The 22,002-nt window shown below is 46.1% G+C and carries 10 protein-coding genes; 9 read left to right on the top strand and 1 reads right to left on the bottom strand.

Features of this window, described 5'->3' with window-relative positions:
* Positions 1-320: 320 nt before the first annotated feature.
* Complete coding sequence (locus P2W83_RS16690) at positions 321-8,468, top strand: T9SS type B sorting domain-containing protein (protein ID WP_276134909.1); 8,148 nt, start codon at positions 321-323, stop codon at positions 8,466-8,468.
* A 49-nt stretch (positions 8,469-8,517) separates the two neighbouring features.
* Here the strand turns inward: P2W83_RS16690 and P2W83_RS16685 are convergent, their stop codons facing one another.
* Positions 8,518-10,656 carry an elongation factor G gene (locus P2W83_RS16685; RefSeq protein WP_276134908.1) on the bottom strand — a complete coding sequence of 713 codons (2,139 nt, stop codon included), beginning with the start codon at positions 10,654-10,656 and terminating at the stop codon, positions 8,518-8,520.
* Between the two features lie 638 nt (positions 10,657-11,294).
* Between P2W83_RS16685 and P2W83_RS16680 the strand changes: the two genes are divergently transcribed.
* The 8 genes from P2W83_RS16680 (at position 11,295) to P2W83_RS16645 (ending at position 21,999) form a co-directional block, all read left to right on the top strand.
* Entirely contained in the window at positions 11,295-16,259 is a 4,965-nt protein-coding gene (locus P2W83_RS16680) for a LamG-like jellyroll fold domain-containing protein (RefSeq protein ID WP_276134907.1), read from the top strand.
* Between the two features lie 94 nt (positions 16,260-16,353).
* A complete protein-coding gene (locus P2W83_RS16675) occupies positions 16,354-17,100 on the top strand; it encodes an MbnP family protein (protein ID WP_276134906.1) in 747 nt (248 codons plus the stop codon).
* Positions 17,090-18,190, top strand: coding sequence for a cytochrome-c peroxidase (locus tag P2W83_RS16670; RefSeq protein ID WP_276134905.1), 1,101 nt, complete (start codon positions 17,090-17,092; stop codon positions 18,188-18,190). The genes P2W83_RS16675 and P2W83_RS16670 overlap by 11 nt, the downstream gene beginning before the upstream one ends.
* A gap of 95 nt (positions 18,191-18,285) precedes the next feature.
* Positions 18,286-18,573 (top strand): PqqD family protein, encoded by a 288-nt coding sequence (locus P2W83_RS16665; protein ID WP_276134904.1) that lies wholly within the window; start codon positions 18,286-18,288, stop codon positions 18,571-18,573.
* 26 nt (positions 18,574-18,599) lie between these two features.
* A complete protein-coding gene (locus tag P2W83_RS16660) occupies positions 18,600-18,746 on the top strand; it encodes a hypothetical protein (protein WP_276134903.1) in 147 nt (48 codons plus the stop codon).
* Between the two features lie 27 nt (positions 18,747-18,773).
* Positions 18,774-19,688: a hypothetical protein gene (locus tag P2W83_RS16655; protein ID WP_276134902.1), complete on the top strand. Its 915-nt coding sequence runs from the start codon at positions 18,774-18,776 to the stop codon at positions 19,686-19,688.
* 6 nt (positions 19,689-19,694) lie between these two features.
* Positions 19,695-21,560: an asparagine synthetase B family protein gene (locus P2W83_RS16650; RefSeq protein WP_276134901.1), complete on the top strand. Its 1,866-nt coding sequence runs from the start codon at positions 19,695-19,697 to the stop codon at positions 21,558-21,560.
* Positions 21,550-21,999 (top strand): lasso peptide biosynthesis B2 protein, encoded by a 450-nt coding sequence (locus P2W83_RS16645; RefSeq protein ID WP_276134900.1) that lies wholly within the window; start codon positions 21,550-21,552, stop codon positions 21,997-21,999. Before P2W83_RS16650 ends, P2W83_RS16645 begins: the two co-directional genes overlap by 11 nt.
* The last annotated feature ends 3 nt before the right edge of the window (positions 22,000-22,002 follow it).

Raw genomic sequence — 22,002 nt, 5'->3', positions numbered from 1 at the left:
CGCCATAGTTTTTTCGGTCGGTCCGAAGCAAAAATAATGGTTGTGTGAATTGACTGATGAAAAAACTTTAAATATTGCCGAGCTTAGCCACCATGGCGGCCTTTGGGTGAGTTATGAGTTATTATTAGGCAAGGTTTCTATGTGATTTTTTCAGTTCTCTCTGGTTTAGAGTATGCCATGTACAAAAAAAATAATAATTTAGGGGTTTATAAGGGATATAAACATTTTTAAGGGAGAGAGATATACTTGAGGAATAAGAGACCTTGGTGTGGTTTTTTATTTTCTTTAACAAGCCTATCTCTTGTTAAAATGAAAACCGCATGAAGCGATCTAGCGTTATTCTGCTTCTTTTCTTTCTTTTCTGTTTCGCCTGTTTCAGCTCGTACGGCCAGACGTCGATTGTTTGTCCTCCGAACATTGGCCTGGAAATGGGGAATTTCACAAACTGGAAATTATACACGGGGTCGTGTTGCCCCATTAACGCCAACACGCTGCAGGCGGGTCCGGTTAATAACCGGCACGTCATAACCAGCGGTACCGGCGTTGATCCTTACGGCGGCTTCCCGATCGTGGCGCCGGGTGGGGGTGTGTATTCAATGAGATTGGGAAATGATAACGTAAACTCCCAGGCGGAAAGGGCGCGTTATTATGTCCAGGTTCCGGCAGGTGTCAATAATTACAGTATCATATTCCGCTATGCGGTGGTGTTTGAAGATCCGGGTCACGATACGTCCGAACAGCCAAGGTTTGAGGTAAAGGCCTATGACTCAGCTACCAACATAATAGTGCCTTGTAGTTACTTCAAGTTTGTTGCCTCGTCTGCACTCCCCGGTTTTCTGCAGGCAGGATCTACTTCAACCTCAACTATTTGGTATAAGTCATGGACCACGGCCAGTATCGATCTTTCGAACTATGCAGGCAGAACCGTTGCGGTCGATTTCGCTTCCGGTGACTGCTCCCTGGGCGCTCACTTTGGTTACGGTTATGTGGATCTGAACTGCGGATTGTTACCTACAAATACAGTAGTATGTAGTACGTCGCCAACATTCTCCATCACGGCTCCGCCCGGCTTCCAGGATTATGAATGGAGAGATTCAACTTTAACCACTTTGCTGGACACCGGCCAGGTGGGGGTATTCAACACACCTACTGCAAATACAAAGTATGCTGTAATACTCAATCCCTACACAGGGTTTGGTTGTCCTGATACGATCTTTACGCAGGTTACTGTCTCAAGCACATCAGTAAATATCACCAACAACGATACTACTGTTTGTAACGGAACAACGCTGCAGCTCAATACATCTACCGTAGCAACTTCTACACCAATTACCTACAGCTGGACGCCCACAACAGGCCTTAGCTGCTCGACTTGTGCCAACCCTGTTGTAACACTACCAGTCAATAACAAGTACTATGTAACGGCTACGAATGGTGATGGCTGTCCGCGGAAGGACAGTATTACGATAAGGGCCAGTAATATTTCGGTCGCGACAACCAAACAACGGGTTTCATGTTTTGGATTAAGTGATGGTATGATAACTGCCACACCTTCAGGAGGTAAGATCCCGTATTCTTATAACTGGACCACGACGCCTGTTCAAACGACAGCAACAGCGACAGGTCTTGCTGCCGGTACTTATACTGTGACCGTAACAGATAGCCTGGGTTGTACAAAATCTGCCACCGATTCGGTTAAACAACCGGCGTTGCTTACGGCAACAACTACACAAACTAACGTGAGCTGTTTTGGTGGTAATAATGGTACAGCTGCGGCATTGCCAGCAGGAGGTACTGCTCCATTTACTTATAGCTGGACTACAACACCTGTAAAAACCACAGCAATTGTTTCCGGTCTTGCTGCTGGCACATATACTGTTACCGTGACGGACTCAAGTGGTTGTACGACAACAGCTAGTGTAACGATCACGCAGCCAACACAAGTGACGGCAACCACCACAAAAACAGATGTTAGCTGTTTTGGTGGTAATAATGGTACTGCCACCGCAGTGCCGGCGGGTGGTACCGGGCCGTATACTTATAGCTGGAATACTTCGCCTGCGAAAACTACCGTTACTGCAACGGGGCTTTCTGCCGGTACTTATACAGTAACGGTGAAAGATGCCAACAACTGTACGACTACGGCAACAGCAACTATCGGGCAGCCTGCAGCATTGACCGCAACCACTACCAAGGTGAATGTGAGCTGTAATGGTGGTAATGATGGTACCGCGACTGCAATACCGTCCGGTGGCACATCGCCTTATACATATAGCTGGAATACAACGCCGGCGCAAACGACAATTACTGCAATAGGTCTTTCAGTAGGGACATATACAGTAACTGTAACCGATGCCAATAATTGTACTACGACAGCCACAGCAACTATTACTCAACCTACTGCGGTAACTGCCACAACAACAAAGACCGATGTGAGTTGTAATGGCGGCAGCAATGGTACAGCCACGGTTACGGCTGGTGGTGGCACCGCTCCTTATTCTTATAGCTGGAACACAACGCCGGCACAAACAACGGCAACCGCCACAGGTTTGGCTGCAGGTACTTATACTGTTACAGTGACAGACAACCAAGGCTGTATCAAAACAGCAACTGCTACCATTGGTCAGCCGACAGCGCTGGCTGCAACAGCTACTAATACAGATGTTTCATGCAATGGTGGGGCTAATGGTACCGCAACTGTAACAGCATCCGGCGGTACATCTCCTTATTCTTATAGCTGGAATACAACGCCGGTAAAAACAACAGCGACTGCAACAGGTCTTGCAGCTGGTACATATACTGTTACCGTGACAGATAATAAAGGCTGCGTAACAACTGCGACTGCAACAGTTGGCCAGCCAACTGTACTGAGTGCATCTACTACCAAAACAGATGTGAGCTGCAATGGTGGTAATAATGGTACCGCAACCGCAACCGCTTCTGGTGGTACGTCTCCATATACTTACAGCTGGAATACTTTGCCTGTAAAAACTGCTGCTACGGCGACGGGATTGTCGGCCGGTACTTATACTGTAACGGTAACAGATAACAAAGGCTGCGTTACTACAGCTACGGCAACAATTGGTCAGCCAACTGCCGTTTCTGCAACGATCAGCAAGACGAATGTAAGCTGTAATGGAGGCTCGAATGGTACTGCTACTGTAACTGCTGGTGGTGGCACTGCACCTTATACTTATAGCTGGAATACCGGCCCAGTACAAACTACAAGTGCAGTGACAGGGCTTGCAGCCGGTACTTATACTGTAACAGTAACGGATGCAAACAATTGTACGATAACCGCAAGCACGACTATAACTCAGCCAGCCGTGCTTACAGCTACAACTTCTAAAACCGACGTGAGTTGTAATGGTGGAAGCAATGGTACAGCTACCGTAACAGCAGGTGGTGGTACAGCTCCTTATACGTATAGTTGGAACACAACACCAGCACAAACCACGGCTACTGCTACCGGTTTGGCTGCTGGTACATATACCGTCACAGTTACCGATAACCAGGGCTGTGTCAAAACGGCGATGGCGACTATAGGTGAGCCAACAGCACTGGCAGCATCTGCTACTAATACAGATGTTTCGTGTAATAATGGTGCTAATGGTACCGCAACTGCAACAGCATCTGGCGGTACGTCTCCTTATACATATAGCTGGAACACAACACCTGTTAAAACTACAGCTACAGCAACAGGTCTTGCCGCCGGTACTTATACTGTTACCGTAACTGATAATAAAGGTTGTGTGACAACAGCTATTGCAACTGTTGGTCAGCCAACTGCCCTGAGTGCATCTACTACCAAAACAGACGTGAGCTGTAATGGTGGTAATAACGGTACAGCAACTGTTACGGCATCTGGCGGTACATCACCTTATACATATAGCTGGAATACCTCGCCTGCAAAAACAGGCGCAACTGCAACCGGACTGTCGGCCGGTACTTATACTGTAACGGTAACAGATAACAAAGGATGTGTTACTACAGCTACGGCAACAATTGGTCAGCCTGCTGCTGTGTCTGCAACGATCAGCAAGACGAATGTAAGTTGTAATGGCGGTAGCAATGGTACGGCTACTGTAACTGCCGGTGGGGGCACTGCGCCTTATACGTATAGCTGGAACACCACGCCAGTACAAACCGGTGCTACTGCAACCGGGCTATCTATTGGCACGTATACCGTTACAGTAACCGATGCTAATAATTGTGTTGGCACCGCGAGTACTACTATTACACAACCACCTGTACTGAATGTGACCACAACAAAAACCGATGTAAGCTGTAATACAGGTAATGATGGTATGGTAGCTGCTTTGCCTACAGGTGGTACAGCTCCGTATACGTACAGTTGGAACACTACACCGGTTTCCACCACTTCTATAGTTACCGGGCTTCCTGCAGGCACATACACCGTAACGGTTACTGATGCCAATGGTTGTACCAAAACGGCTACAGCTACTGTTATCCAACCTTCAGGACTCTCTGCTACCGCTACTAAAACAGATGTTTCGTGTTTTGGTGGTAACAACGGTACTGCTACAGTAACACCTATAGGAGGTGCCGGTCCGTATACGTATAGCTGGAACACCACGCCTGTAAAAACAACTGCAACGGCTACTGGCCTGGCGGCTGGTACATATACTGTAACGGTTACCGATAATAATGGTTGTATCACTATAGCAACTGCCATAGTTGGTCAGCCGACCCAGGTGAGCGCCACTACTACCAAAACAGACGCAAGCTGTTATGGAGGAAACAATGGAACGGCTACTGCTGTGCCAGTGGGTGGTACCGCACCATATACATACAGCTGGAATACTACACCGCCCAAGACAACCATCACAGCAACCGGACTTTCTGCAGGTACCTATATAGTGACGGTAACGGATAATAAGGGTTGTGTTACGACAGCTAGCGCTACAGTCGGTCAACCTGCACCGGTTACGGGTACTACTACCAAAACAGATGCGTTGTGCAATGGCAGCGCCGATGGTACGGCTACAGTGACTCCTGCCGGCGGAACCGGACCGTACACTTATAGCTGGAATACTAGTCCTGCACAAACAGGCGCAACAGCAACCGGGCTAGCAGCTGGTACATATACCGTGACTATTACCGATGCGAATAACTGTACCGGCACAGCCACTGCAACAATAGGACAGCCGACGCCAGTCACTGCTTCGACAACAAAAACAAATGTGAGTTGTAACGGTGGCAGCAACGGTACGGCTACAGCAACAGGTGCAGGCGGCACCGCTCCATATACTTATAGCTGGAATACAACCCCTGTGCAAACCACAGCTACCGCTACGGGGTTGCCGATCGGTACGTATACAGTAACTGTTACCGATGCTCACGGTTGTACTAAAACAGCTTCAGCTACGATCACGCAACCTACACCGCTTACTGCTACAACAACAAAAACTGACGCTACCTGCTTTAGCGGAGCCAATGGTACTGCGACTGCAGTGCCAACAGGAGGTGTAGGACCATATACCTATAGCTGGAATACCACGCCGGTTCAGACTACCGTTACTGCAACGGGTCTTGCTAATGGCACTTATATTGTGACCGTGACTGATGCCAACGGTTGCACCACTACAGCGAATGTTACGATCGGACAACCGAACCAGCTTAATGCCAGTGCAGTGAAAACTGACGTGAGCTGTTTTAATGGCAGTAATGGTACTGCGACCGTTACGGCGGCAGGTGGCATTACTCCATATGCTTATAGTTGGAATACAATACCACCAAAGACTACGGCTACGGCAACTAACCTGGCTGCTGGTACTTACACAGTGACTGTAACGGACAATCAAAACTGCGTTGTTACAGTAAGTATTACTGTAGGACAACCAACACAGTTGACTGCGGCCACAACGAAAACCGACGTGAGCTGTAATGGCGGTGCCAATGGTACAGCGACCGTTACCGGTGCGGGAGGTATAGCGCCTTATACCTATAGCTGGAATACAACTCCCGCCCAGACTACTGCTACGGCAACAGGTCTTGTTGCCGGTACATATACAGCCACGGTTACCGACAGCAAAGGCTGTGTAACAACCGTAAACGCAGTTATAGGTCAACCTACGGTGCTGACCAGCACCATGTCGAAAACCAACGTAAGTTGTTTTGGTGGAAGTAACGGTACTGCTACTGTAACTCCACAGGGTGGTACTCCGCCGTATACTTATAACTGGAATACCACACCGGTTAAGACAACAGTTACGGCCACGGGCCTCGCAGCAGGAACTTATACCGTTGTAGTGACCGATGCCAAAGGCTGTTTAAGAACTGACTCGATAGCAGTTGGTCAGCCAACCCTGCTCACTGCGACTGCAACCAAAACCGATGTAAGTTGTTTTAGTGGTGCCAACGGTACCGCCAGCGTTACGGCAGGTGGCGGCACTGCGCCATACACTTACAGCTGGAATACAACTCCTGTACAAACGGGCACTACAGCAACCGGTTTGCCGGCAGGTACCTACACAGTTACTGTTACTGATGCAAACGGATGCACTACTACAGCAAAAGATACTGTTAAGCAGCCAACGTTGCTCGCCGCATCGACAGTGAAGACCAATGCTACCTGTAATGGAAAGGCTAATGGTACAGCTACAGTAGCGGCTGCAGGCGGTACAAGTCCGTATACCTATAGCTGGAATACAACACCAGTACAGACCACGGCGGGCGCAACCAATATGATCGCAGGTGCATATACAGTAACCGTGACAGATGCCAAAGGTTGTGTTGCTACTGCAACTGCCACCATTACACATCCGGCGCCATTGCTATCAATGACCACTAAAGTGGATGCTAATTGCTATGGGGATAGTAATGGTACTGCTACGGTAGCTACTACAGGCGGTACAAGTCCGTATTCATATACCTGGCTTACAACGCCGGTCGTAACGACTACTACCATAACCGGTTTGCCAGCGGGTACTTATAAAGTAGCAGTGAAAGACACTAACAATTGTCCCGACACGGCAACGGTTATTATAGGTCAACCAGCGAAGTTAGCAGCGGTTACATCCAAAGTAAACGTTAGGTGCTGGGGTGAAAGCAGTGGTTCTGCCAGTGTAACTGTCACAGGAGGTACTATTCCATATTACTATGCCTGGAATTCAACTCCTTCCCAAACTAGTGCGACCGCATCAAGCCTGCCGGTTGGCAAATACACCGTTGTGGTCACTGATGCCCATGGGTGTAAAGTGGCTGCAGTTACGGATAGTTTGCAACAACCGGATCCGCTGCTGGTATCGGCAAGCGGTACGAAGACTTGCTTTGGAACCACTATGGGCTCTGCTAGCGCAACTGCATTAGGCGGCACAGCGCCTTATTCGTTTGGATGGCATACGCAGCCTCCTCAATTTGGTAACAATGCCGGTAACCTTGGTTCTGGTATTTATGAAGTTCAGGGCTCGGATGCGAATGGTTGCATAGATACAGCCAGTGCAACTGTAGCAGAAATACCGCTGCCAATAGTGGACGGTATAGGTGATGCAACCATTTGCGAGGGTGGTAAGGTGCCTCTAAGTGTAAGCGGGGCTAAGTCTTATTTATGGAGTCCTGCAGGTACACTATCGTGTGCTACCTGCGTTACACCGATAGCTTTTCCGCCTGGTACAACAACTTATACTGTAGTGGGTACCGACACTAATAATTGCAGCAATACTGATCGCGTTGTTATCACTGTGATACCTAATGTGAACTCTTACGTAGGGCCAGACATCGATGTGTGTATCGGTGATCCGGTTCAGTTGAGTGCATACGGAGGTATGTCCTATAGGTGGTCTCCTCCTGTTGCGCTGAGCGATAGCATGATCTGGAACCCCGTTTCAAGCACCGATACCACTATCACTTATAAGGTGGTTATCATAGAAAACGAGTGTTTTTCTGACACACTTTATCAGACAGTACGAGTGCATCAACGTCCAACAGTCAACCTGGGACCTGACAAGCGAGGAGCGCCAGGCGCTGTTATTCAGCTGCATGCAGATACGACGAAAGCGATCTCTATTGCCTGGAAGCCTCTGGATCACCTAAGTTGCGATAGTTGCATCGATCCGTTGGCTACGCTCTATAAGACCATAACTTATATTGCCACGGTGACTAATGGAGTGTGCGAAGACACAGATGATATTCGAATCATTGTTGGATGCGATGAAAATCTGTTCTTCATACCAAACACGTTTACGCCTAACGGCGATGGTGCTAACGATCGCTTTTACCCGATGGCAGAAGGTGTTACCAAAGTTGACAAGTTTAGCGTGTACAACCGATGGGGCGAGGTTATGCATGCGGTTATTAACTTTGCTCCGAATGATCCTGCATTTGGTTGGGATGGCAGATTTAAAGGAGCTGATCTGCCACCGGATGTATACGTCTGGTACCTTGAGTCAAAGTGTAGCAATGGCGAGAAGATCTTCCTGAAAGGTGATATATCGTTGATACGATAAAAAAAGAAAAGCCCCGTACTGCGGGGCTTTTCTTTTTGGATAATATAGGTCAGGCTTCTGCAAGTTCCACAGTGTCCTTTTTGTAGGTCTCTGTAAGTTTTTTCTGCAGTTCGCCCGATACTGGCGCGTAATGGTCAAACTTCATTTTAAAGCGTGCGCGGCCCTGAGTCATGCTGCGCAACGATGAAGCGTACTGATACATTTCTGCGTGTGGCACCATGGCATTGATCACGGTGAAGTGACCTTCGGTGTCAAAACCTTCTACCATACCACGGCGCATTTGCAGATCGCCCATGATGTTGCCGGTTAGATCTTCAGGGCAATACACCTTCAGATGATAAATGGGTTCCATCAACAGCGGGTTGGCCATTTGGAAGGCTTCCTTAAAGCCCATCATGCCGGCCGTTTTGAAGGCCATGTCATTACTGTCTACAGGGTGCATCTTGCCATCAAATATGCACACACGTATATCACGCACATGTGAGCCTGTAAGTGGACCTTGCTGCATTTTTTCCATGACACCTTTTAGTACAGACGGCATAAAACGCTGGTCGATAACACCGCCTACTATGCAGTTGTAATAAACCAGCTTGCCTCCCCAAGGCAAAGCTATTTCTTCTTTGCCGCGTACCGTAAGACCCGTGGGTTCAGGCATACCTTCGGTCCATGCCTCTACGCGCATAGTTACTTCGGCAAACTGACCTGCACCGCCCGACTGTTTTTTATGTCGGTAGGTGGTTTCAGCTTTGCCGCGTATTGTTTCACGATAGGAGATACGGGGCCTGGCATACTGCACGTCGAGATGATAGACGTGTTCGAGTTTCCATTTTATAATTGTGAGGTGCATTTCGCCCATGCAATGCAGCAGCGTCTGTCCGAGTTCTGATGATACTTCTACATGCATGGTCGGGTCTTCTTCCTTAAGCTGGTGTAATGCTGAGGCAAGCTTTTCTTCTTCGCCTTTTTTAGCATTGGCAATGGCCACACTCATTAGTGGCTCAGGGAAGACTATAGGGGCAAGCTCAATATGTTTGCTCTTTTCATGGAGGGTGTTGTTGACGTGTGTGTTTTTCAACTTCAACGTTGCACCGATATCTCCAGCCACCAATTCGGGTATTGGTGTGCGCTTATTGCCTTCAACGATGAACAACTGGTTGATTTTTTCAGTAACTCCTGTCGATTCGTTTACCAGTTCCATACCAGCTTTTATTGTGCCGGAGTACACTTTGAAAAAGCTCAGTTCGCCAATATGGGGTTCGTTGACGGTTTTATAGATAAAGATACAGGCGGATGCATTGGCATCGCAGTTTAATGTACTGCCATCTTTAGTAACCTGTGGTGGCATTTCACTAGCTGGTGGGCACACATTGTCGATATATCCCATCAACCGGGCTACGCCACGGTTTTGCAATGCGGAAGCACAGAAAACAGGAAAGAGATCATGACGAACCATAGAGAGATGTAAGCCTTGCTTCATCTCGTCTTCTGTAAGCTCGCCGATGTCGAAATATTTTTCCATCAGCGTTTCGTCATTGGCTGCTATTGCTTCTATCAGTTCCTTATGCAGTGTTTCAGCTTTAGGTCTTTCTGCATCTGGTATCGGGAGTTTTTTAGGTTTGCCGCCCTGATCATTGTATTCATACATCACCATGTTGAGAACATCGATAATGGCATTGAAACCGAGACCAGAATTGAGCGGGTACTGGACGAGTACAACGTGCTGCCCAAAGTGATTGCGTGCTTCCTGGTAAGTCTTTTCAAAATCTGCTTTAGGATGATCGAGCTGGTTGACAACAAAGATCATTGGTGTCTTGAATTGTTCAGTGTATTCCCAGATAATGTCTGTGCCTACTTCAACACCTGTGCTAGCATTAAGTAACATCACACCAGTGTCGGCGACACGTAGTGCGCTGATCACTTCGCCCGAGAAGTCATCGTAGCCAGGTGTATCCAGGATGTTGATCTTGTACCCTCGCCAGTGTGTGTGAAGTAGTTTTGAGAAGATGGTATTTCCTCTTTCTTTTTCCAGTTCGGTGTAATCACCTACTGTGTTTTTTTCCTCAATGCTTCCCCTGCGGTGTGTCAGGCCTGCTTCAAAGAGCATGCTCTCAGCAAGCGTCGTTTTGCCACTGCCGGAATGTCCCAGCAGTACAATGTTTTTTACGTGAGCAGTATCAAACTCCGGCATAACAAAAAAAAGTTTTGATGTGCATTAAACAAATAATGCTCACGAAGACCAGCAGTTTATACCCGTATAGAGCTTATACCATTTGGAAAATGAGCTGCATTATCCTCGCGGCATTTTTACCTAACTAAATTTAAAGAAAAGGTATATGAATTCCTAAATATGTTTTCGTGCCAGCGGCTCCGCCAAGCTTGTACACCGCTTAGGTTCAATTTGGAATAATAACAATATATACTGGTTAACGAATCGTTTGCAAATAGATTAAATAACCAACGCTTAACAAGAATTATAATATCTGTCTATACAATAATTTATTAATAAATATCATTCGTAAATAGTTAACAAAAAAGTACTTTTTTTCATAATCTGAGCAATATACTTTTGAGCCCGGATTAAGAGAGTCGAGATAAGTTGTAGAGATATACTGGATAAGAAAGAGATACAGTATAAAACTTACAAATTATCAAAACTCCAATATGAAGCGTCTAGCTTTAGCGTGCCTTTCTAATTCAGGAATTATTCTTTCCTGTTTTTCGTACAACTGGTATTCATTATTGGGACCCTACAGGGGTTAAAAAACGCTATTGTCATTTTTAAATGTTCGTTTTTAAAATATAAACACTCCTTTCAAAATTCCCAGTATGAAACACCAGTTCACTAACCATGTCTTCAGCAGACTGAGATACATATTCCTGATATGTGTTTTTTTGCTAAGTGCAACCAGTGGCTATTCGAACCACTTCAGGTTTGGTACTGTTACCTGGCAAAGAGTGCCCGGTAATCCATACCAGATAAAGTTCAAGGTTTCGATGGCCTTTAGAAGACTGCACTTCAGTGATGGGGCAACGTTGCATGTAGGTTCCATCAAGAACATCGGATCGTTCAGGCCAGGGGTAGGTACTACCACAATGCCTGTAAACCTGTTCATTACAGCGGTAAACTATACCGACGACTGGTTTTACGGTGAATGGACGTCGGTATACACTTATCCAAGTGTTGCAGCTTCATATCAGGCCAACTTCCAATCTTTGAGCTATAGAATAGGCGCGCCGTTGATAAACAATACGCTGGGACCTGTTTATTTCAGTGCTAAGGTGCAGGTTGGAGCTGAAAATAATAATAACGACGGACCTGTATCTACGATTCAGCCGATCATTAACTGCCGTGTAGATGACGCAGACTTTCAATACCAGATACCAGCCATTGATCCTAATGGTGATGCGCTGACTTACTCACTTACGCCGGCAGATTCATTTGGTGCCGGTAGCGTACACCCGGCAGGTATGTCTATTACTTCAAGTGGTAAACTTAAATGGAATACCGTTGGCAAAACCATTGGTGATCTGTACAACACCAGTATTCGTATCACAGATGCAAAAGGTGCATGGACTACCCTTGATGTGCTATTGAGGATTGTTGGTAATTCAACTCCGTCTGATTTTGATTACAGTGTCTCTCCGCAAAACGGCACTATCTTCGATATTCAACCAGGGGACTCCATTGCGTTCCAGGTCAAGGCTAGCGATATTGATGCAGGTGATACTGTGAAAATGCTCGCTATTGGTCTGCCTCCTGGTGCCACTTTTACAACGATTGGTACCAACCCGGTGATCGGCGTTTTTGGATGGAAGCCTGGCGCAGACCAGGAGGGTGACTATGTTGTGAACGTAATATCGGAAGATGATGCCGGCGTTCAGAACAATACCGTTGTGTTCTTTAACGTGTCATACAAGCCAAAATTCAATGTACCTACAACACCCGGTAATAATAGTGTTTTCACACTGAAACCAGGTGATACGATAACGCACGAAGTAGCTGCATACCACCCTGATTCTAACAACAAGTTGGAATTGGTTGCTCTTTCCGGCGTGAAGGCCGGCATGGTATATACACCGAATTTTCCACTGGCAAAAGCAAAATTTGTAGGTACTACATTTAAATGGATTCCTGCTGCGACAAACTGGGGGATCAATAAGCTTGTTTATAAAGCTACCGATACTATACACTTCGAGTCTGCTTATGACACCATGTACTATTTTGTTGATAATCCGCCTGTGATCACTTCAGCTCCGGATACAATAGCTAAAGCTGGTGTACCTTACACCTACGTCCTGAATGCGTATGACGTTGACTCGATCTACGGCGACAAAATAAAACTTGAGGTAGCACAGCTCCCGTCGTGGTTGACTGCTACACCAAACGGTAACAATAGCTGGCTGATCACTGGTACTCCTACGATTGCGAATCTCGGCAATGTGATCATTTCTCTTGAGGTAGCGGATTCCTTGAATCATATTTTAGGCACGCATGCTGGAAACATTGTACAACTGTATACGCTGAAGGTTGTGCCTCCGGCTGGTGGGTTGCAATTTGACGGTGTAAATGACTATGTGCGTGTAACAGCTCCTTATGCAAGCTTCGGAAAAGAGATCACGGTAGATTTTTATGCGAGCATTGATCCGACAAGCAAGATAGGTTCTGGTATTTCGCAGTCAACAGAGAATATTGACGGTGCGCAGCATATGATGTGGATGATGCACTACTCTGGTAGCGGTGTAATGCAATTCTATGTTAGCGATAACGGTGCCTGGAAACACGCAGATGCTGCAGTAACTCCTGGTGTGCACCGCTACACAGGCGTTGCAGGTCCTGCCGGTATCAAAATATATGTAGACGGTGTACTTGCTGCTACTTCACCGGATGTTGTCAATAACGGTATCCTGAATGTAGCTAACTCTGTAATGCACTTTGGTAAAGACAGCCGCTATGCAACAGGACGTTTCATGAAAGGCCAGATCGATGAGGTGCGTATCTGGAACAGGGCCTTGTGTGCCAGCGAACTTCAGCAATACAACTCTTGCCAGTTGGGCGGTCCGCAAAACGGGCTGGTGGAGTATTATACCTTTAACCAGGGGCATGTGGGGGCGAACAATTCTACGATCAATACTCTTACGGACGCAAGCGGTAATAACAAAAATGGTACACTGCAAAACTTTGCCCTGACCGGGAACACGTCAAACTGGGTGTCTGGAAGCATCAACAATGCATGCTCTGCTTATGTTCCTCCAGTTGCGTCTATTACGGCAGGTGGTTCTACAACTGTTTGTTACGGCGAATCAGTGGTTCTGACCGCAAATGCGGGTAGCTCTTACCAGTGGACCAAAAATGGCGCGGACATACCAAATGCTACGTCTCAGGTATATACTGCTACCCAATCGGGTGCTTATGCCGTAAAGGTGTTTGCTGCTGGTGGTTGTGCCGGTGTTTCGCCGGTTGCCAATGTTACTGTTGCTCCGCAGCTGACAGTAGCAGGAAATGCGGTAAATGCGCTGATCTTCGGTACAAATACAGGTTCGATCAATATTACCGCTACGGGTGGTACTGCTCCTTATAATTATGCATGGAGCAACAATGCTACTACAGAGGATATTAACGGTATCGGCATGGGTAACTATTCGGTAGTTGTTTCAGACGCCATTAACTGTACTGCTTCAAATGCATTCACAGTTTCTCAACCAGCACAACTGCTGGCCACAGCATCTGTGAGCAATGCCCTTATTTACAATACAAATACAGGGGGGATTAATCTAACTGTTGCCGGTGGGGTTGGGCCTTACTCTTTCAGCTGGAGTAATAATGCTTCAACTGAAGATATCACTACTGTTGGTGCAGGTACTTACACTGTAACAGTAACAGATGCGAATGGTGCTATGTTCACGGCTACTTACACTATCACTCAGCCAGATCCGCTGACGGTGACAGGAGTGGTTGCCAATGCTACGATTTACAACCTGGCCAACGGTGCTATTAATATTACACCTGCGGGCGGTGTTGGCCCGTATACTTATGGCTGGACAAATAATGCAACAACTGAAGACATTGCAAGCATTGGTGCCGGGATATACTCCGTAACTATTACTGATGCCAACGGGGCAACTGCAACAGGTACTTACACGGTTACACAGCCGGATCAATTGCTGGCTATCGCTTCAGTAAGCAATGCAATCATCTACAATACAAATACTGGTGGCATCAACCTGACAGTAACAGGTGGTGTAGGTCCTTATACTTATAGTTGGAGCAATAATGCTACTTCTGAAGATCTGTCCGCCATTGGCGCAGGTACCTATACTGTAACTGTAACCGATGCGAACGGTGCCACCTTCACAGCTACATATACTATCACCCAACCGGCTCAGCTAACTGTAGCAGGAGTGGTTGCCAATGCTACGATTTACAACGTTGCAAATGGTACTGTTAATATTACAGTTACTGGTGGTGTAGGTCCTTATACGTTCAGCTGGAGCAACAGTGCAACCAGCGAAGATATATCGGGTGTGTCTGCCGGTACTTATGCGGTAACAGTAACAGATGCTAATGGTGCAACTGCTATGGGTAGTTATACAGTCGGTCAGCCTGCGCAACTGCTTGCAACTGCATCGGTAAGCAACGTGCTTATTTATAATGCAAGTACAGGTGCCATTAATCTGACAGTAACAGGTGGTGTAGGCCCTTATTCTTACCTGTGGAATGGAAATGTGACTACTGAAGACCGTACGAACGTGCCTGCAGGTAGCTATACTGTGACAGTAACTGACGCGAACGGCGCTACCTTTACTGCTACCTATACCGTAACGCAGCCTGCGCAACTTTTGCTTACTGGCGCTGTTACTAATGCAACTATCTATGGAGTAAGCAATGGTGCTATTAATATTACTGCTACGGGTGGTGTTGGTCCATACTCGTACTTGTGGAATGGTAACATTACAACCGAAGACCGTACAAATATTCCTGCAGGAACATATACCGTAACCGTAACTGACGCAAATGGCGCTACCAGGACGGGAGTATTTACGATTACTCAGCCTACGCAGTTGAATGGTGCTATCTCAGTAAATCCGGTATATTCAGTAAATAGCAACCATGTGCCTTATACCCTTTACAAAGGATACAGGGATTATACGTACCTGACTGCGGTACCCACAGGCGGCATGCCAGGTTACACATACAGCTGGTCACCAGCTACAGGTTGTTCAAACCCAACATCGGCTACAACCAAGGTTACGCCGGCGGTTACAACTACATATACCGTTACGATCACTGATTCAAAAGGTGCTATTAAGACAGTAAGCCAAACAATAAATGTTATCGACGTTAGGTGTTACGCTGGTAATAGTCCGCTGCACAAGATCTACGTGTGCCACAATGGTAAGAATACAATCTGCATTGATACCAACGCACTGGCCACACATCTGAATCAGCACGGCGACCTGGTTGGTCGTTGCGAAGACTACCAGAATAAAAACTCTTATGACGAAGGTGGACATGAAGATGGCCTGACGGCGATCGGTGAGATTGCAAAGAATATGGTTCTGTTCCCTAATCCGAGTGATGGCCGCTTTGCTGTGAAACTGCCTGCATTGGGCCAAGAAGGCCAACTGGTAGTTCGCGACATTACTGGTAAAATAGTGAGTATGTCAACGGTGACATCGTCGGATGTTGAGCAAATACTGCAAATAGATCTTTCAAACGTAGCAAAAGGTACCTACATTATCATGGTGTCTAGCGGTGACGAAATGTACAAGTCAAGTATGCTTGTTCAATAGTCTTTAAGGGGGAGTTTTGAAAAAAAGCAGCTACATAGACGTAGCTGCTTTTCTTCGTAAATCACGAAGTGTCAACAAATTAGATTAATTTTGAATGATGGTTGGTAAATACAGAACTGCTGTGGCTTTGGTGGGTTTATGTGTGTTGCAGTCGCTATCTGCCATGTCGCAGCCGGAAACTAAATGCAAACTGCACATCAGCGTCAAAAATGTATTCGGTAAAGACCCCCTGATCTTAAATGATCGCATTTACCGGACACCTGCCGGCGACAGCATTTTCATAACTAACTACAAGTATTACATCAGTAATATCACGTTGCCGACAGTTAATGGTGATGCAGTGGTGGAGCTTGACAGCTACCACTTAATAAATGAGGCGAAGCCGAAAAGCAAAGAGTTTGATGTATACCTTCCTCCAGGCGAGTATTCGGCAATCCGGTTTATGATTGGAGTGGACAGTTTACACAATGTAAGCGGTGCGCAAACCGATGCTCTCGATCCGATCAATGCTATGTTTTGGGATTGGAATACAGGATACATCAATGCAAAGCTGGAAGGCAGGCTCAATAATGCGGAACAAACTGACTATTCCTTTCACATTGGTGGGTTTGCAGGAAGTAACAGTACGCTTAGATGGGCTACGTTGAGGTTTTCGAAACCTGTGACCATTAAAGCTGGTGTTGAGACGGGTATTGCGCTAACCTCTAACGCGGCCGAGTGGTTGAAAACACCCAATAGTATTGAATTGCGTAAGATGCCCGTTGTTGTAACAGAGGGTGCTGATGCTGTACACATTGCAGACAACTACGCTGATATGTTTTCGTTAAGCCATGAGGATTAATAAGCTGTTGCATACGTTGTTTGTAATAATACCGGGAGTTTTGCTGGTGACGTTCTTCATGTACCCTTGTCCACCCGAAAAGGCAAGGCCTGAGAAGAACTGGCAATTGAACTATCCGGAATCTTGGCCTGAACCTGTATACAAGTTTGACAAAAACAATAAGCTAACGAAAGCCGGATTTGAACTAGGGCGTACATTGTTCTATGACCGCCGCCTGTCTCGCAATAATACCATTTCATGCGGCAGTTGCCATCAGCAGTTTGCAGCTTTCGCGCATCTCGACCATCCAACCAGTCATGGAATAGAAAGCAAACTTGGCACGCGAAATACACCACCACTATTCAATCTTAACTGGCAACCTGCGTTCTTTTGGGACGGGTCCGTAAATCATATAGAAGTACAACCCATTAGCCCGATGCAAAATCCGGTGGAAATGGACGAAAAACTGGAAAACGCTGTGAACAAGGTTGCCGGAGATACAATGTATAAGAGGTTATTTAAAACAGCGTATGGAGATGAAAAGATCAACTCTCAGCGCTTGTTGAAAGCTCTTGCCCAGTTTATGGGCATGATGGTGTCGTGCAATTCAAAATACGACAAGGTCATGAGGAAGGAAATAGGAGTAGAGTTTACTGCCTCCGAAACAAACGGGTTAAGCATCTTTCGCAGTATATGCAGCTCTTGCCACAAGGAGCCCTTGTTCACAGATTTTTCTTATCGGAATACTGGCTTGATGCCAAAATTTAAAACTGATAGTGGCAGGGCGACCATTACCAAACAATCTGGTGATCTCTATAAATTCAAAGTGCCATCGCTGCGCAATTTGAAATATACCTGGCCATATATGCACGATGGCAGGTTCAATGAATTGGAGCAAGTGTTGGAACATTATGCGGGCGATAAGTTTAAAACAGCCACGCTTGACCCTGCGATGCATTTGCGGCTTTATCTAACCGCTACAGAAAAAGCAGACCTCCTGGCATTTTTGAATACGCTCAATGATGAGGAGTTCGTGAAAGATGTGCGATTCAAAGACAATAGTGGTAATCCGGTATTGAGCGACCATTCGCATTCTTTCGAAAAGCGATAACACATCTTTGTTGTCAATGGGAACAAGCTCATCAATAACAATACAATAACAAGAAAGCACTACGAAAACATTTTGCAGCGATGTATTTTTGACGCATGCAAGCTGTTGATATTAAAGATGATAGCCTGATAAGCAGGAATGGTGGGATGCTTGCTAATAACATAGGTGCCGAGACAGTTATGATGGATCCTGAGGCTGGTAGATATTTTGGGATGAATAAAACGGGTTCATACATATGGAGGCAATTGGAAACCTCCATGACCTTTTCTGATCTGTGCGCACAACTGTCTGCGAATTTCAATATTCCGGAGCAAAAATGTAAGGATGAGACGAGACCATTTATAGTAGAAATGGTTAAAGAGACCATATTGTTAGTTTCATAAATACTCTAGTACGTAAAAATAGGTCTATGAACAGTTTCATTACTGGATTGGCAATGCCTGCCAGGCACTCAGAATGGGAAGCTCCAAAGCTTTACAAAGAGGAGTGGATAAATACGCTTAGCGGCGAGAACGTCGATATTGAGGATAACGATGGCGTGCCTGCGTCTAGCTAACGCTAATAATTAAAATCAAGGGTGACGGTGAGACAAGGTATTTTGCCCCATACATATTGGGCGAACGGGCTGCGCATTGCCTCTGAATTCGAATTTCCCGAACTGCAGAAGGCAGATTTTGAACAGTTTGACTTATACGTCAAACGAGGTGTCGTGCCGGAGAAGCTCGATGATTGTGTCTATACCAGTCGCTATGTACAAATATCACCCGATGGGTTCCTCTTTAATGTTCAGAATACGGCCCGGTATCTTGTTACTAATGATAACCTTATTGAGATAGATGAACATCCGCAGTCTGAAACTGCGGCGGTAAGGATATATGCACTCTCCACATTGTTTGGTGTCATCCTGCATCGAAGAAATTTGCTGGCTCTGCATGCTTCTGCTGTAAACGTTAATGGTAAGGCTGTGTTGTTTTCCGGAAACTCCGGAGTTGGTAAGTCAACGCTCGCTTTAGGTTTCTTAAAAAAGGGTTATGAAGTGATCAATGATGACATATCGGCGATCCAATTTGACGCAGATAGTGTTCCCTTTGTTTATTCTGGTTACCAGCATCTCAAACTCTGGCCAAGCAGTCTTGAGCTGTATGAGCATAGTGCGGAGTCGCTTACAAAGTTGAGAAATAGCCTTGATAAATATAGTTTCCCAATTAACAGGTCGCAGCAGCGTGAATACCCGATCAAAGCCATCTTTATGCTGGAAGCTTGTGATGAAGAGCAGCCGCGTATGGAAATGCTAACTACATTTCAAAAGCTGGAACTTCTCAGGCTGAATACGTTCAGACCTGCACTTGTTGATAAGCTGGGCAAACGTACGGAACATTTTAAGCTATCTTCCACTATTATCGGTAACGTGCCGGTTTTTAAATTGTTCCGGCCGGCAACTATGGCTCCAGAAAGTTTTGTGGATTTTGTAGAACGTAAGATTAGCCAAACCGCTTAGTGCAGTATGCGTGCGGGAAATTTTATCGGAGTATTTTCGAGGAACGGCACCGTTTCTATGCCGGCTGTACATGCCGCATTGTGCAACGGGGACGTTTCTGTTTTTGGATCGGTAAATAATGAGGTGGCATTTTTTCAGAATGATAGAAAGGGAAATATTGTAAAGGACGATGATGGCTGGGTTATTTGCGGCAAAGCGGAGATATACAACCGCGAAGACGTTTGCAAAAAACTGGCCATTGGAAATCAGCCAGCCAACGATCTGGAACTTATATTACAAGCCTTTAAGAAAACTGGTAGCTCGACACCGGGGTTGCTAAATGGGGCTTTTTCATTCGCTATTTGGGATCCGCAAACGGAAGCTTTATTTGCAGCCCGCGATCACATCGGGCTTTTTCCGCTGTTTTACTTTATTAGTGAACGCCTGTTTTTCTTCAGTGATTCGATAAAACTTTTGTCAAAGTTTGCATTTGCCCGTTGCTTGAATAACAGTAAGATCATTCAGCTACTTCAGAAAACCTATGGCGACAAGGAGCAAACGATATTTGAAGAAATACAAAGCTTATCACCTGCATATTCTATTTGCGTTGATCGGAAGAAAAGTGTGTGCCGCAAATATTGGGCGCTGAGTGCTGTTCTGCCAAGTCGCGTTCAAAACCTGGAAGATGCAGCAGAAGGACTCCAGGATCGTTTGTTAATCGCCATGCGAACTCGGCTTGACGGAGATTTGAATGTCGGCATCGAGCTTAGTGGCGGCCTGGATTCATCATCAATTGCGGTACTTGCCTCTCAAATTGCGGATAGGAAAGAGCTGTTTGCCTTTTCGAATGTCTTGCCTGTAGCGCATAAACAATCATTCGCCGGTTTTAGTGATGAATGGGATAAGGCCACAATGGTGGCAGATCATTTGGGTTTGCCGGCGCCTACTGCAATCGACCATATTGAAGACCCGGTTACATTGTCTGAGAGTATAATCGAACAGGCGGGCATTCCATTCAATTTTTATTTGTCATTTTACCAGACAGGTATTTATAAGGCTGCTGCCTGCCAGGGTGTAGGTGCCCTTTTCTCGGGGTTTGGTGGTGACGAAGGAATCTCCATGCAAGTCGGACAGCGGTACGTGGTGTCGATGGTCAGGCAATTGCAACTACAGTCTCTTTTCTGCCACTATTCAAAAATGGGTTTGTTTCGGGGTAAAGCCGTTGTAGCAACCGCCTACCAGGTGGGCAGGTATGCCTTGAGAAATAAACATCGCGAAAACAGGCGATATCTTTTAAATCGATACAACCACCTGCTATTTACAAACGATCTCCTCGAAGATGATCTTAACCGCAAACAATATCTTGGTGATGATTATTTTAAACACTACTCACCAGGGGAACGAATGAATTTTTTTATGACGAGCGGTGGAACAACCGCGCGTCTTGAATCGGGATATTTTATTTCAGGCGCTTACGGATTGTCGTACAAATATCCTTTTCTTGATGTCTCAGTACTCGAGTATTTTTACAGTTTGCCCGATGCGCTCAAAGTGAATGCCGACGGAGATCGCGCGGTATTGAGAAAGGCAATGGAAGGTTTACTGCCTGCAAGCATTATCAATCAGCCCAAGCAGCCTGCAATAGCTTCTGCTACCGTCCCGTTTCATAGGGTAGAGCGGGAAAGGCATTTTGAAAGGGTTAAGGACTATCTAATGAGTTTGTCTGAAAGTCACCAGTTGTTTGATTTTTGGGACCGTAATAAGTTATCGAGTCTCCGTCTTGGTGTACACAATAGCTATATAGAAGGCAAATATTACGACCAGCTGCTGGCTGGGATGATGTTGTCCCTTTTCCTGCAACAACAAAAAGCTACGACTTTTCATGAGATTTAACGCGATCAGCAAATACAGGCGACTGTCGCTACAGGAGAAAGTTCTTCTGACTGAGGTCGTTTTGATATTGCTTATCGCAAAGCTGCTTATCCTGTTTGTGCCTTTTAAAAAATTAGCTCCATATTTCGGTGCCTTGAATAGCGAGGGCCTTGGTCATATAACGGAGACGGATGCCACAACAGTTGCCATGGTGCGAAAGATGATCGTGGTTGGAGCTACAAAAGTGCCATGGAAAAGTGTCTGTCTTGACCGGGCATTGACTGCAATGATCATGCTGAATAGGCGTCGCATTCCGAATACTCTGTGCCTGGGAGTAAGGTTCAACGTTGGTAAAAGCAAACTCGATGCCCATGCCTGGATAAGGTGTAACAACGAAATTTTCATTGGTGGCGCACGAAGCAAATACTATAACGTCGTGGCTTTTTTCTCAAAGTATTAAGTC

The organism is Polluticoccus soli, from assembly GCF_029269745.1.
Lineage (GTDB): Bacteria > Bacteroidota > Bacteroidia > Chitinophagales > Chitinophagaceae > Polluticoccus > Polluticoccus soli.
Note: the sequence above shows the minus strand (reverse complement) of the source record. Positions and strands in the feature narration are given on the sequence as shown.

Excerpts from the sequence above, each read along its gene's own strand:
- P2W83_RS16690 (WP_276134909.1), top strand. The coding sequence starts at position 321 with ATGAAGCGATCTAGCGTTATTCTGCTTCTTTTCTTTCTTTTCTGTTTC.
- P2W83_RS16685 (WP_276134908.1), bottom strand. The coding sequence starts at position 10,656 with ATGCCGGAGTTTGATACTGCTCACGTAAAAAACATTGTACTGCTGGGA.
- P2W83_RS16680 (WP_276134907.1), top strand. The coding sequence starts at position 11,295 with ATGAAACACCAGTTCACTAACCATGTCTTCAGCAGACTGAGATACATA.
- P2W83_RS16675 (WP_276134906.1), top strand. The coding sequence starts at position 16,354 with ATGATGGTTGGTAAATACAGAACTGCTGTGGCTTTGGTGGGTTTATGT.
- P2W83_RS16670 (WP_276134905.1), top strand. The coding sequence starts at position 17,090 with ATGAGGATTAATAAGCTGTTGCATACGTTGTTTGTAATAATACCGGGA.
- P2W83_RS16665 (WP_276134904.1), top strand. The coding sequence starts at position 18,286 with ATGCAAGCTGTTGATATTAAAGATGATAGCCTGATAAGCAGGAATGGT.
- P2W83_RS16660 (WP_276134903.1), top strand. The coding sequence starts at position 18,600 with ATGAACAGTTTCATTACTGGATTGGCAATGCCTGCCAGGCACTCAGAA.
- P2W83_RS16650 (WP_276134901.1), top strand. The coding sequence starts at position 19,695 with ATGCGTGCGGGAAATTTTATCGGAGTATTTTCGAGGAACGGCACCGTT.
- P2W83_RS16645 (WP_276134900.1), top strand. The coding sequence starts at position 21,550 with ATGAGATTTAACGCGATCAGCAAATACAGGCGACTGTCGCTACAGGAG.